The organism is Streptomyces paradoxus (genome assembly GCF_014202475.1).
Lineage (GTDB): Bacteria > Actinomycetota > Actinomycetes > Streptomycetales > Streptomycetaceae > Streptomyces > Streptomyces paradoxus.
In genome coordinates this window covers 43796-55595 of record NZ_JACHGV010000013.1, presented here as the reverse complement: position 1 = coordinate 55595, position 11800 = coordinate 43796, and the positions used below count along the sequence as shown (strand labels likewise).

At 72.6% G+C, this 11800-nt stretch carries 13 protein-coding genes; 4 read left to right on the top strand and 9 right to left on the bottom strand.

All coding sequences use genetic code 11. The annotated features are described in order from the left end of the window. Window positions 1-4: 4 nt before the first annotated feature. The 3 genes from HNR57_RS32500 to HNR57_RS32490 all read left to right on the top strand — a co-directional run bounded on the left by HNR57_RS32500 (window position 5) and on the right by HNR57_RS32490 (window position 2584). Window positions 5-250 carry a hypothetical protein gene (locus tag HNR57_RS32500; RefSeq protein ID WP_062930854.1) on the top strand — a complete coding sequence of 82 codons (246 nt, stop codon included), beginning with the start codon at window positions 5-7 and terminating at the stop codon, window positions 248-250. A 3-nt stretch (window positions 251-253) separates the two neighbouring features. Further along, complete coding sequence (locus tag HNR57_RS32495; RefSeq protein WP_031110699.1) at window positions 254-631, top strand: hypothetical protein; 378 nt, start codon at window positions 254-256, stop codon at window positions 629-631. 327 nt (window positions 632-958) lie between these two features. After that, window positions 959-2584: an RICIN domain-containing protein gene (locus HNR57_RS32490; RefSeq protein ID WP_184565765.1), complete on the top strand. Its 1626-nt coding sequence runs from the start codon at window positions 959-961 to the stop codon at window positions 2582-2584. 60 nt (window positions 2585-2644) lie between these two features. Here HNR57_RS32490 and HNR57_RS32485 read toward each other — a convergent pair whose 3' ends face one another. Both HNR57_RS32485 and abmR read right to left on the bottom strand, forming a co-directional pair. Next, window positions 2645-3814 (bottom strand): lactate 2-monooxygenase, encoded by a 1170-nt coding sequence (locus tag HNR57_RS32485; RefSeq protein ID WP_184565763.1) that lies wholly within the window; start codon window positions 3812-3814, stop codon window positions 2645-2647. A 108-nt stretch (window positions 3815-3922) separates the two neighbouring features. Then, window positions 3923-4477: an ATP-binding transcription factor AbmR gene (gene abmR, locus HNR57_RS32480; RefSeq protein ID WP_184565761.1), complete on the bottom strand. Its 555-nt coding sequence runs from the start codon at window positions 4475-4477 to the stop codon at window positions 3923-3925. Between the two features lie 326 nt (window positions 4478-4803). Here abmR and HNR57_RS32475 point away from each other — a divergent pair, with 326 nt between their 5' ends. Then, window positions 4804-5238, top strand: coding sequence for a protease inhibitor (locus tag HNR57_RS32475; protein ID WP_184565759.1), 435 nt, complete (start codon window positions 4804-4806; stop codon window positions 5236-5238). A 166-nt stretch (window positions 5239-5404) separates the two neighbouring features. Here HNR57_RS32475 and HNR57_RS32470 read toward each other — a convergent pair whose 3' ends face one another. From HNR57_RS32470 to HNR57_RS32440, 7 genes are all read right to left on the bottom strand, one after another. Beyond that, window positions 5405-5611 carry a CDGSH iron-sulfur domain-containing protein gene (locus HNR57_RS32470; protein ID WP_010040530.1) on the bottom strand — a complete coding sequence of 69 codons (207 nt, stop codon included), beginning with the start codon at window positions 5609-5611 and terminating at the stop codon, window positions 5405-5407. Then, on the bottom strand, window positions 5592-6248 hold the full coding sequence (locus tag HNR57_RS32465; protein ID WP_313675378.1) for a HemK2/MTQ2 family protein methyltransferase: 657 nt from the start codon (window positions 6246-6248) through the stop codon (window positions 5592-5594). Before HNR57_RS32465 ends, HNR57_RS32470 begins: the two co-directional genes overlap by 20 nt. Before the next feature lie 21 nt (window positions 6249-6269). After that, complete coding sequence (locus HNR57_RS32460; RefSeq protein WP_184565757.1) at window positions 6270-7277, bottom strand: iron-containing redox enzyme family protein; 1008 nt, start codon at window positions 7275-7277, stop codon at window positions 6270-6272. 128 nt (window positions 7278-7405) lie between these two features. Then, window positions 7406-7606, bottom strand: coding sequence for a hypothetical protein (locus tag HNR57_RS32455; protein WP_184565755.1), 201 nt, complete (start codon window positions 7604-7606; stop codon window positions 7406-7408). A gap of 35 nt (window positions 7607-7641) precedes the next feature. Continuing rightward, entirely contained in the window at window positions 7642-8649 is a 1008-nt protein-coding gene (locus HNR57_RS32450) for a Ppx/GppA family phosphatase (protein ID WP_184565753.1), read from the bottom strand. 129 nt (window positions 8650-8778) lie between these two features. Beyond that, window positions 8779-8940 (bottom strand): hypothetical protein, encoded by a 162-nt coding sequence (locus tag HNR57_RS32445; RefSeq protein WP_184566026.1) that lies wholly within the window; start codon window positions 8938-8940, stop codon window positions 8779-8781. A gap of 33 nt (window positions 8941-8973) precedes the next feature. Further along, a complete protein-coding gene (locus HNR57_RS32440; protein ID WP_184565751.1) occupies window positions 8974-11799 on the bottom strand; it encodes an NHLP bacteriocin export ABC transporter permease/ATPase subunit in 2826 nt (941 codons plus the stop codon). Between the last annotated feature and the right edge of the window lies 1 nt (window position 11800).

Here is an 11800-nt window from a genome sequence, read left to right as displayed (position 1 = left end):
AGGCATGCCAGCTCTCAACGTGGAGTTCAGCGACCGCGAACTTGAGGACCTCAGGCAGATCGCCAAGGAGCGCGGTACGTCCATGAAGGCGCTCGTGCGAGAGGCGGCCGCGGCCGACATAGCCCGCCACCGGGCCCTGCAGGAAGGCGCGGAGGCCTTCCGCCGGTTCTTCTCCACCCACGCCGACGAGTTCGCCGCCGCGTTCCCCGACGACGAACCGCCCGCCAAGGGCGAAGGGCGGGCCGCCTGACTCATGGCGCCCGTGATCCATATCGACGTGCCCTGGCTGCTTCAGCGCCATGAGGAGGTCCTGCCGGACCAGCCCACCGTCAACGACTTCTCCGCGCTGGTCGCCGCCGTCGCCCGGCACCGCGTCGACCCGCCGCGCCTCGGGGTGAACTCCGACCCCGCCTGGCGGGCCGCCGCGCTGCTGCACACGATCACCGTGCTCCGGCCGCTGCCCTCGGCCAACGCCCGCTTCGCCTGTGCGACCGCCGTGGCGTACATGTTCGTCAGCGGCGTCGGTATCGACCCGCCCTACGGCGCCCTCGTCGACCTCGCCCGCGACCTGCTGTCCGGTACCACCGACGTGTACGGCGCGGCGGACCGGCTGCGTTCCTGGCAGATCTGAGGACGGATGCGGTGCCCGATTCACGCGGGCCGCAGGGAAATGTCGAATACGGGTGCGAGCCGCGTACATCCGTTCCCCGTTTCTGACTTTCTGTCAATGGCGGGGATGTTGTCCGGGCGCCTTGTTGGCCGTGTGGGGGTTGTGGAAGAGTGAAACGCGCGTGCGGGGGGAATGGCCGGGTGTCGCACGTGATTTGTGGACCGCGTCCGATTCACCGTCGGTGAATTCGCACCTCCCGCGCCGCGCCAAAGAGGAACGCACCAACCGGGCTTCCTTTTTCGGCGGCATGACCTCTGTGTGTCACATGCGTGGGAAGGAACCATCTCAGTGCCCACCCCCCACCCCCCTCGACCTCCGTATCCCCCGCCCGGCGGGGATCCGGGGGAATCCGATGAATCACTCGCCGCTCCGCTGAGAGGCAGCCCGGAGGGCGAGGTCGCCGCCCATTCCGTCGCGCTGCTGATGGCGCGGCACCACCAGCCGGTGCACGACTACGCGGTCATCTGTCTGGCCTCGTCGACGCAGGTCGCCGCGATGGTGACCGGAACCGCCTTCCATCGGACCCTCAACCGCCTCGCCTTCGGCGAGTCGGCCGTCGCGCTGCGCCCGGCCCTTCTCGTGACCGTGCGCGACACGATCCGCGAGTGGGCCGGCGACGATCGAATATCGGCCGTTCTGCCCGCGCTGCAGAAACCGGCCGGAGGGCGCGGGCTGCGCGCCGCGACGTCCATGACGCCCGAAAATCGCATCCTCGCGGAGCGGGCATTCCAGGCGCTTCCCGCCGCCTCGCGCTGTTTGCTGTGGCATGTCGAGGTCGAGGCGGATCCCTTAAGCGTCCCGGCCGGGCTGCTGGGCATGGACGCCGACATCGCCTCGGCGGCCCTCGAACAGGCGCGGGACAAATTCCGCGAAGGCTGTGTACATGCCCATCGCGAACTCGCGCCCACCCAGGATTGCCGCTTCTACAACCGCCTCCTCGACGTCCCGATCCGCCGGGGCGGCGCGCTGCTGCCGGATGTCCAGCAGCATCTCGACGAGTGCCGCTACTGCCGGAGCGCGGCGGAACAACTGAGCCATTTCGAGGGCCCGCTGGGGCCGTTGATCGCCGAGGCGGTACTCGGCTGGGGCGCCCGCCGCTACCTCGACTCGCGCCCGGGACGCGCGTCGCACGGAAGCCGGGGCGCTCGCTCCGGCCGGCGCGGTGGCGGACGGCGGGGCGGCGGGCGGCACGGTCTGCTGTCCCGGCTTCCCGTGCCCGCCCGCCGGGTTCCGGAGGCGCTGCGCTCCTCACGAGCGCTGCTCTCGGGCGTCGGCGCGGTCTCGGCCGGGGTGCTGGCGACGGTGCTCATCATCAGCGCGTCGTCCTACGACGGCGGGGAGGCCGACCCGGCCGGGTCGAACAGCGCCGCCGGCGGCAAGGGCCCGACGTCGGCGACGCCACCCGGTACCGCCGGGCTTCCCTCGGCGCCGGGTGTGACACGGCTGCGCAACGCCGGCGCCGACCTGTGCCTCGACATCCGGGGCCTGCCGAAGGAGGGCTCGGGCGCGAAGCTGGCGGAGTGCTCGACGGTGTGGACGCAGCAGTGGACGTACGAGGACGACGGGCTGCTGCGCAGCGTCGCCGATCCAGGGCTGTGTCTGGACTCCCACAAGGACGCCGGTGTCGTCGTCCTCGGCAGCTGCGCCGACGAGGATGCCGAGCGGGGCGACGACGTGCGCTACGACCGCACCGTGCAGGGGGAGTTGCTGCCCCGCTGGGACGAGCATCTCGCCCTCGCCCCGGCGGACGACGACCCGGACGCCGACCTCGTCGTCAAGGTGCGCGACCGCTCCTCCGACGCGCAGCGCTGGCGGCCGGAGCCCCTGCCGACGGCGGAGGGCTCGCTGTCGATCGAGGAGCAGGACGACCCGGCGGCCCGCCAGGTGATCCTCACCGACGGCCGGACCGCCTGACGGCGGGCCCCGGGGCCCGAGCGGGGCTGCGCGGCGAGCACGCGGCGCAGCCCACCCCCGTCAGACCGGGTCCTCGACGAGGTCGGCCGGACCGACCGTGCCCGGCGTCGCGTGCCCCGAGAGGGCGAGGGTGAGGTCGAGTTCGGCCAGCAGGCAGCGGATGACGTGCTCGACGCCCGACTGGCCGTCGAGACCGAGGCCGTAGACGTACGGGCGGCCGACGAGGACCGCGCGGGCGCCGAGGGCGAGGGCCTTGAAGACGTCGTCACCGGTGCGGACACCGCTGTCGAACAGGACGGTGAGCCGGTCACCGGCGGCCTCCACCACACGGGGAAGCGCGTCGGCCGCGGCGACGGAGCCGGCCACCTGGCGGCCGCCGTGGTTGGAGACGATCACGCCGTCCATGCCGGCGTCGGCGGCCAGCCGCGCGTCGTCCGGGTGCAGGACGCCCTTGAGGACGATCGGGCCGTCCCAGTTCTCCCGCAGGAACGCGAGGTCGGGCCAGCTCTTGGCCGGGTCGGAGAACATGCCGACGAAGTGCATCACGGCCGCGTTCGGATCCTCGTGCACCGGCTTGGCCAGACCCGCCTGGAAAGCCGGGTCCGAGAAGTAGTTGGCCGTCCCGACCCCGCGCAGGAACGGCAGGTACGCCTGGTCGAGATCGCGCGGCCGCCACGACAGCAGCGGTGTGTCCAGGGTGACGACCAGCGCGGTGAACCCGGCCGCCTTCGCCCGGTTCAGGAAACTGCGGGCCACCTCCGGGTCCTTCGGCCAGTACAGCTGGAACCAGCGCTCGGCGTCCCCCATGGCCTCGGCGACCTGCTCCATGGGGGTGCTGGACGCGGACGACAGGACGTACGGCACGCCCTGCGAGGCGGCGGCCCGGCCCGCGGCGGGCTCGGCGTCCGGGTGCATGATCGACAGCACGCCGACCGGTGCCAGCGCGAGGGGGGCGGGAAGGGCACGGCCCAGCACCTCGACCGACAGGTCCCGCTCGTGCACGTCCCGCAGCATGCGCGGCACGATCCGGCGGCGCTCCAGGGCCGCCCGGTTGGCGCGGGCCGTGCTGCCGTCGCCCGCGCTGCCCGCCACGTAGCCGACCGGGCCGGGCCCGAGCCGCTGCTCGGTGAGCTCCTCCAGCCGGGTCAGATCGGTGGGCAGGCGCGGTACGGCGCCCGACATCCCGTTCAGATAGATCTCGTACTGGAAGTCCGCCCAGTGCTTGCCCACCGTACGCCCGCCTCTCGTCGTCTCCTCGTCGAGACCGTGCCGTGCGGGCGACGATACCGAGCGGTATGCGCTCCGGTGGAGCGGGGGCGGACGGGGTCCGGCAAAGGGTCACTCCTCGTCCGGCCGCGGTTCGGGGTCCGGCTCGGTGTCCGGGCCCTGGGACCTGACCCGTTGCACGTGTTCCAGGGAGTCGCGCAACTCTGCCAGCCAGTCGTCGGTGTGACGCTGGACCAGGCGTACGCACCAGGCCAGCGCGTCACTGCGGCTGCGGGCCACGCCGCCGGCGATCAGGGTGTCGAGGACCTGGCGCTCCGGCTGGCGCAGCCGCGTCATGACCGGCGCGGCCACGTGCGTGAAGAGCGTCCGCCGCCCGCCGCACTCCACGCCCCAGGACACCTTCCGGCGGAACCGGTGCTCGGCCTCGCGAGCCACTGCCATCCGGTCCTCGCGGGTGCGCTCCCGGAACTCCTGCGCCCGGCTCTCCAGGGCCGCCTCCCGTTCGGCGGCCGGGGCGTCCTCGGCCAGCCGGGGTGCGGGGATGCGGCCGATCACGGTGATCTCCTCGCGGTCGACCGTGACCTCGGTCAGCTCCTCGAACAGGTCGTCGGGCAGGCGGCCTGCGAACCAGCCGCGAAGCTTGTCTCTCTGCTCTGTCGTAATCATGTAATGACGATTACTCAGCCATTCCATGAACACAAGGGGTCACGAAGCAGTCGGCCGAGAGCGGAATCGGAATGTTTCAGGCCTATTAACGAACGCATGGAAATCAGCCATCTGGCCGCTTCGTAACCCCCGGAACCGCGCAGTTACGGGCTTCACTCGCGCCGATTCCGTAACTTCGCGCCACTGATTCAACACGCAATGTTACTGAAACCCGTGGGGTCGATGTGTGTTTCCGCTGCGGACTCGGCAGACTCGCGCTCGCCGCTCCGGGCACCGATCGAGCACGGGCCGGCACACCCTGTAATCGATGCGGAAGGATGCACACAATGCGGACCCCCGCGCGCTGGGCCATGACCTTCGGACTGACGGCCACCGCCGTCTGCGGACCCCTCTCCGGGGCCGCGCTCGCCGAACCGGGTCAGGCCCCCACCGCGCTCTACGCCCCGTCGGCCCTCGTCCTCACGGTGGGCCACGGCGAGAGCGCGATCACAGCGACTCCGGAACGCGCGGTCACCCTGACCTGTGCCCCGACGCCCGCGGGCACGCACCCGGCGGCCGGACCGGCCTGCGCGGAACTGCGCGGCGTCGGCGGTGACTTCGACGCCCTGACCGCCAGGGACGGCGTGATGTGCACCAAGCAGTACGACCCGGTGGTGGTCACCGTCGACGGCGTGTGGCAGGGCAAGCGCGTCTCCTACGAGCGCACCTTCTCCAACGACTGCATGAAGAACGCCTATGGAACGGGCGTCTTCTCCTTCTGAGAGGGCTGGGCCCACAGACCGGGATCGCGCTGGATCCGTGAAGCACAGCGGGCCGTGGCTGGGGAGCCGGGCCGTTGTCACGGAAAGCCGCGATCTCGTGCAAGGGGGCCGGCGGGCGGAGTGGGGCCGCCCGCCGGCCCCTGGGCGTTTCTGCGCCCGGTGGGCCTCACGCCCGGTCGCGGTGGCTCGTGTCGCACCACGGGTAGCGACGGCTGCGGCGGCAGGTGCACAAGGCCACGCGGAAGCGGTCGGAGGTCACGACGGAGCCGTCCTCCAGCTCCACCTCCACCGGCCCCTCCATCAGCAGCGGGCCCTTGCGCTGGACGGTGACGCGGCGAGGCGCGGCGGACCGGTCAGACGGGGAGTTCGGCACGGACGACCACCAGCTCTTCCTTGTCATCGGCGGCGGACAGCAGGCCCCGCTCCCGGAGCCAGCGTTCCCGGCCGCGCAGCACCGGCCCGAGCGGGATCCGGCGCCGGCGGGTCACGGCTGCTTTCAGTCCGGCCGCGCGCAACTGCCCGACGGTCAGGTCCGGGCCGCTGAGCGCCGACTGCACGAGCAGCAGCACCCCTCCCGGTCGCAGCAGACCTGGCGCCTGCCGGCAGATCCGGTCGACGACCAGCCGTCCGTCGCCGCCCGCGTCCCAGGCCCGGGCCGCGCCCCGCGGCGGCCTGCGATGACCGTCCGGCGCCGGCACGTACGGCGGATTGGCAAGGATCACATCGAACATCTCGTCGCGCACGGGTTCGAAGAGGTTCCCGTGCAGGATGCGGACCGGGAGTCCCGCCACACGGGCGTTCAGCCGCGCGGCCCACACGGCGCTCCAGGACACGTCGACGGCGGTCACACGGCTGCCCCGGCGCGCGGCCTCCAGGGCCAGGGCGCCGCTGCCGGTGCCCACGTCGAGGACTTCCGCGCCCGGCGGCAGCGGCTCGTCGGACAGGGCACCGGCCAGCAGCTCGGTGTCCTCCTGCGGGGCGTACACGCCCGGGGGTACCAGTGCAATCACGGACACCGGGTACCCCGGCAATCAGGAGGTATGAGCTGCTTCCGGGGCAAGTGGTGCACGCAGTGACGAACGTGATGCGCGCCAGTCGGCGAGCAGCCGGGTGCCGAAGCGTTCCTCGACGAACTCGGTGGCGTCGATGCCGAAGGCGACGTCCGGGGCGAGATGCGGCTCGCGCTCCAGCAGTCCGCCGATGACGTCGTGGCGCACCACCTGTTCGTGGACCGCGTCGGCCTCGACGTGCTCGTCGTAGAAGTGCTCGGCCGCGGGCCCGGCGCCGGTGCGGCGCATCGCCTCGGCGAGCCGCCGCGACCCCGGTGAGGAGGTGATCTCGACCGTCGCGAAGTGGCCGACCAGGGCGCCTCTGAGCGCCCGGTGCAGACCGAAGAGGGACATCATGTTCACGGTGACCAGGGCCTCGGCGGACGCCGCGTCGAGGTAACGGCCGTACGTGGGGTCCAGGCCCAGGTCCGTCATCAGGTCGGCGAACAGGGAGGCGTGCACGCGGTCGGCGCGGCCGCCGCCCCATTCGTCGAACTCGACCGCCGCCATCGCCGCCTTCGCCCGGCCCCACAACCGCGGCAGCACCCAGGCGTGCGGGTCCGCCTCCTTGAGGTGGTAGAGGGAGCGCTGGGCCGCGTACTCGCGCACCTGCCACAGCTCGCCCTCGTCACGCAGGAAGTGGCTGACGCCGGTGCCCTCGACGGGCTCCACCAGCAGCCCGGCCAGTGCCTCGTCCACGCTGTCGTGGACATGCGCGTCGGTGCGCAGCGCGGACAGGAAGCGCTGCTCCATGGCCGCGCGGACGCGCAGCAGGCCGGGGTCCCACTCACGCTCGGCGGGGACGCCCTCGAAGCCGCGGTAGTGCAGCTCGTAGCACAGGTACAGGGCGAGCTGGAGGTCTTCGCCGTACACCTCGGCGCGGGCGACGTCCTCCAGGCGGGGCAGGCGGCCCGCGCCGCGCAGATGGGCGTCGACGCCCCTGCTCAGCGGGCCGCGCGGGGCGGGCAGTCGTGGTCCTTCGTGCTCCATGCGCGCCGGGTACCCGCCCGGCGACCGGGGTCACCCGCCGCGTGACCTCCCGCCGGGAGCGACGGCCATGGCTGCGAACCTGCTCGGTGTGGGGCGGGCCCCGGGAGCCCGGGCCCGTCCGGCTCCCGTCAGTCCCCTTCGGACTCCTCCTGGGCGCGTGTGTTGGGGGTGACGGCCTCTCCCGCCTCGCCCCGGTGGCGGGGCCGGCCGGCGGAGTCCCGGGTGCGGTTCTCGGCGTCCTCGACCTCCCGCAGCACCTCCTCCAGGGCCGTCTCGGGCGGCTTGCCGTGGTGGTTCTCGTCCCGGTCGTGGTCCTTGTGCTGGGACACGGGGGTCTCCTTCCTGTTCGGTACGTCCTGGACGGTCAGCCGGAGGCCGCGGCGATGCGCAGCGGCACCGGGTCGGGAGGGGCGGCCTCCGCGCTGTGGCGGGCGACCTCGGCCCACCACGAGGGACCGTCCTCGATGTGGCGCAGCAGCACCCCCTCGCGGATCGCCCAGGGGCAGACCGTGACGGCCTTGATGCCGGTCAGCTTCAGGGCGGTGTGCCCGACCACCGCTCCCGCCAGGCTCTGCGCGGCGCGCGGTGCGGAGATGCCGGGCAGGTGGGCGCGTTCGGCGGCGGGCAGGGCGGCCAGCCGGGTGATCGCCGCCCGCAGTTCGGAGCGGTGCATCTGCCGGTCCACGAACGGGCCGTGGCGTCCGGGCGCCGCGCCGCACAGCCGCCCCAGCTGCTGGAAGGTGCGGGAGGTGGCGACCGCGGTGCGCGGGCCCTCCCAGCGGATCCGCGCCGCGACGTCCCGCAGCTGGTGGCGGACCTTGCGGCGCAGCGCCCGCACCCGCTCCGGCGACGGAGGGTCCTCGTCCGCGAAGAACTCGTGCGTCAGCCGCCGCGCGCCCAGCGGCAAGGACGCCACGAAATCGGGCAACCGGCCGCGTCCGAAGGCGACTTCGAGGGTGCCGCCGCCGATGTCGAGCAGGGCGAGCGGCCCCGACCGCCAGCCCATCCAGCGCCGGGCCCCGAGAAACGTCAGTTCGGCCTCGACCTCGCCCGGCAGGGTGCACAGGTCGACGCCCGTACGGGCGCGGACGGTGCGCAGTACCTCGTGCCGGTTCGGCGCGTTGCGCACCACGGCGGTCGCGAAGGCCAGCGGGCCCGCCGCACCCCACCGGGTGGCGGTTCTGCTCGCCTCGGCGACCGCGTCGACGAGTTGGTTCACGGCCCGCTCCGGGACGGCTCCCCCCGGTGGGACCTGCTCGGACAGCCTGAGTCGCCACTTGGCGGTGTGGACGGGCAGGGGCACCCCGTCCGCCGCGTCCGCGACCACCAGTCTGACCGTGTTCGATCCCACATCCACCACGCTGATTCGCATGGGCGGTGGGTACCCGTTTACGGGGCGGGCCAACAGATCGCACGCCGCGGACCGGCGAGGACGCGCCACCGGGCGGGACAAGGGGCCACCGTGTCCCCGCGCACGACGGCCCCGGCCTCTACCGCCCCGTCACATGTGCACGACCGGGGCCGCCTCGGCGTCCTGCTCCGGCACCCCGCGCCGGTGCAGGACCAGGGTGATCAGCGCACCGGCGGCGAAGAACCCGGCCGACCACCAGAAGGCGGTGGTGTAGCTCTCCAGCGTGGCCTGGCAGTCCCAGCGAAACGGCAACGTTTCGCTGGGACTGTGGGGAAGTGCGCTACGTCACGCCATCTGGCGCCGCACGAGCTCGTGCAGCCGGCCGTTCGTGTCGGCGAGCAGCTGGGCGGGCGGGCCCTGCTGGATGACCTTGCCGTCCTCCATCACCACGACCCGGTCGGCGTCCATCACGGTCGACAGCCGGTGCGCGATGACGACCCGGGTGGCGTTGAGAGCCTTGGTGCTCTCGATGACCGTGCGCTGCGTCTCGTTGTCGAGCGCGCTGGTCGCCTCGTCGAAGAAGAGGATGCGCGGCCGGCGGATCAGCGCCTGGGCGATCATCAACCGCTGGCGCTGGCCCCCGGAGACGGCTCCGCTGCCCGCCACGATGGTGTGCAGCCCCATCGGCATCCGCTTGATGTCCTCGGCGAGACCGGCCATCTCGGCGGCGGCCATCGCCTCCTCCGGCGTGTACGGCTCGGTGCCGCAGATGACGTCCAGGATCGAGCCGCTGAACGGCTGGGCGTGCTGGAGCACCACACCGCACTGGCGGCGCACCGCGGACTGGTCCAGGGCCGCCAGGTCCTGCCCGTCGTAGAGCACGCTGCCCGACACGGGCCGGTCGAAACCGATCAGCAGCCGCAGCAGGGTCGACTTCCCGCAGCCGCTCGGGCCGACGACCGCGACGAACTCGCCCGGCCGCACCTCGAACGACACGTCGTCCAGGACCAGCGGACCGTCGTCCGCGTAGCGGAAGGACACCCGCCGTGCCTCGATCGCCCCGGTCAGCGGACCGGGCCGGGTGCTCGCCGTGCGCACCTCCGGCGTCGCGTCCAGCACCGGCTTGATCTCCTCGAACAGCGGCAGCGCGGCCACCGCCGAGACGAACGCGCCGGTCAGCTGGGTGACGGAGGTCAGCACCATCGTCACCGAGGTGTTGAAGGTGAGGAACGCCGCCGCCGACATCGAGCCGCGGGCCGGACCCGCCAGCAGCATGAACATCAGCAGGGTGCACAGCGGCAGGTACACCGCGCCCAGCACCGCCGTGAGGTTCTTGATGCGGCCGACCTTCTGCTGGAGCTCACGGCTGCGCGCGAACTCCGACGCCCACGCGGCGTACGCGTAGTTCTCGGCGGCGGCCACCCGCAGCTTGGGCAGCCCCCGCAGCGTCTGGAACGCCTGGTTGTTCAGCTTGTTGGAGAGCACCACCAGACGCCGCTGCCAGCGCACCTGCCACAGCCCGAGCCCCAGGAACACCGCCGCGATGACGACGAGCATGCCGATCGCGGCCATCGCCATCGGCACGCTGTACCAGAGCAGCAGCCCCAGGTTCATCGCGCCGACCGTGACCGACTGGGCCACCGTCGGCCCGACTCCCGCCAGCAGCCGGCGGATCGAGCTGATGCCCATGGCCGCGCTGGCCAGCTCGCCGGTGGAGCGCTCGGTGAAGAACCTCGTCGGGAGCCTCAGCAGCCGGTCCCACACCGCCGGCTGGAGCGTGGCCTCGATCCGGCCCTCGATCCGCAGGATGGTCAGGTTCTGCAACAGCATGAAGGCCGCCGCCACCACGCTGCTCAGCATCACCGCGAGGCACACCTGCACGATCAGGTCCGTCTGCGCCTTCGGCACGAACTCGCCCAGCACCTTGCCGGTCGCGACGGGCACCAACGCGCCGATCGCCACCGTGACCAGACCGCTGAGCAGCAGGCCCGTCAGATCGCCGCGCATGCCCTGCATGCAGAACCGCAGCAGCCTCAGCGGACTGAGCCCCCGCTCCGGCAGCGGGCGGTAGAACATCACCGCGCGCGGCTCGAACTCGTCGGCGTTGGCCTTCTCGATCGGCGTCTCCCGGCCGGTCGACGGATGCACCGCGACATAGCCGCCGCGCCGCCACAGCAGCGCCACCGGCGCGCCCGACAGGGCCCGCTGGCCGACCAGCGGCCCCACGTCGTCCCGCCACCAGCGGCCGTCGAGCCGTACGGCCCGGGTCCGGACACGGGAGGCGAGGGCGACCTGCTCGACCGGGTCGAGGCGGTCGCCGCCGGTGCCCTTCTGGGTCGGCTCGGTGATCCGGATCCCGGCGGCCTGCCCGACCAGCTTGCAGGCCGCGTACGTGGCGTCCGCATCGGCCGCGGTGGTGCGCTTCGAGGAGCGCTTGCCGATGGAGGCGAGCAGCGTCTGGTCGGCCTGGGCGCGTACCGCCTCACCGGCCTTGATGCCCTCGGCCGTGCGCGTCTCGTGGGTGCGTTCCAGCTGCTCGATCCAGCGGTCGAGCGTGGTCAGCAGCCGGTACTGCTGGTCGACCATGGACTGCCACAGCGCGGGGTCCATCAGCAGGTCGGCCGCGGCCTCCGCGCCGTACAGCGAGCCGTACTGCACACTGCCCGGCGGCACCTGCATCCAGAACACGTCGTCGTCGGTGGGGGCCGCGGCCCGCTCGGTGGCCATCGGCGCCTGGAAGAGGATGGACAGGCTGCGGCCGACCCCGAGGGCGAGCGCGTACTCCAGCGGACTCGTCGTCGGCGGCACGTACTGCGGGTTGCCGTACTCGTCGTAGGACCAGGTCGCGGTGTTCGCCGGCTGGTACAGCTCGCGCAGGCCGATGCGGTGCACCACGCAGTCGCGCAGCGGACGGGCCACCAGGGTGTGCTGCGGGCCCGGCACCGGGCCGAGCACCAGCGACCCCGCCTCCAGGCGGCCCAGGTGGTGCCAGTGGCCCTGCTGCCCGGCATCGACGGCGAACAGGTCCACGGCGCCGGAGGCGACCAGCCACAGCACCTGCGGGCCTTCGAGGTCGAGACGGCTGAACCCGGCGCAGTCGATGCGCGAGCCCATCTGCCCGAAGGCGCCCAGCACCAGGTCGCCGTCGTACCCTTCGTGAACGGCCGTCATC

Excerpts from the sequence above, each read along its gene's own strand:
- HNR57_RS32500 (WP_062930854.1), top strand. The coding sequence starts at position 5 with ATGCCAGCTCTCAACGTGGAGTTCAGCGACCGCGAACTTGAGGACCTC.
- HNR57_RS32495 (WP_031110699.1), top strand. The coding sequence starts at position 254 with ATGGCGCCCGTGATCCATATCGACGTGCCCTGGCTGCTTCAGCGCCAT.
- abmR (WP_184565761.1), bottom strand. The coding sequence starts at position 4,477 with ATGATTACGACAGAGCAGAGAGACAAGCTTCGCGGCTGGTTCGCAGGC.
- HNR57_RS32475 (WP_184565759.1), top strand. The coding sequence starts at position 4,804 with ATGCGGACCCCCGCGCGCTGGGCCATGACCTTCGGACTGACGGCCACC.
- HNR57_RS32460 (WP_184565757.1), bottom strand. The coding sequence starts at position 7,277 with ATGGAGCACGAAGGACCACGACTGCCCGCCCCGCGCGGCCCGCTGAGC.
- HNR57_RS32450 (WP_184565753.1), bottom strand. The coding sequence starts at position 8,649 with ATGCGAATCAGCGTGGTGGATGTGGGATCGAACACGGTCAGACTGGTG.
- HNR57_RS32440 (WP_184565751.1), bottom strand. The coding sequence starts at position 11,799 with ATGACGGCCGTTCACGAAGGGTACGACGGCGACCTGGTGCTGGGCGCC.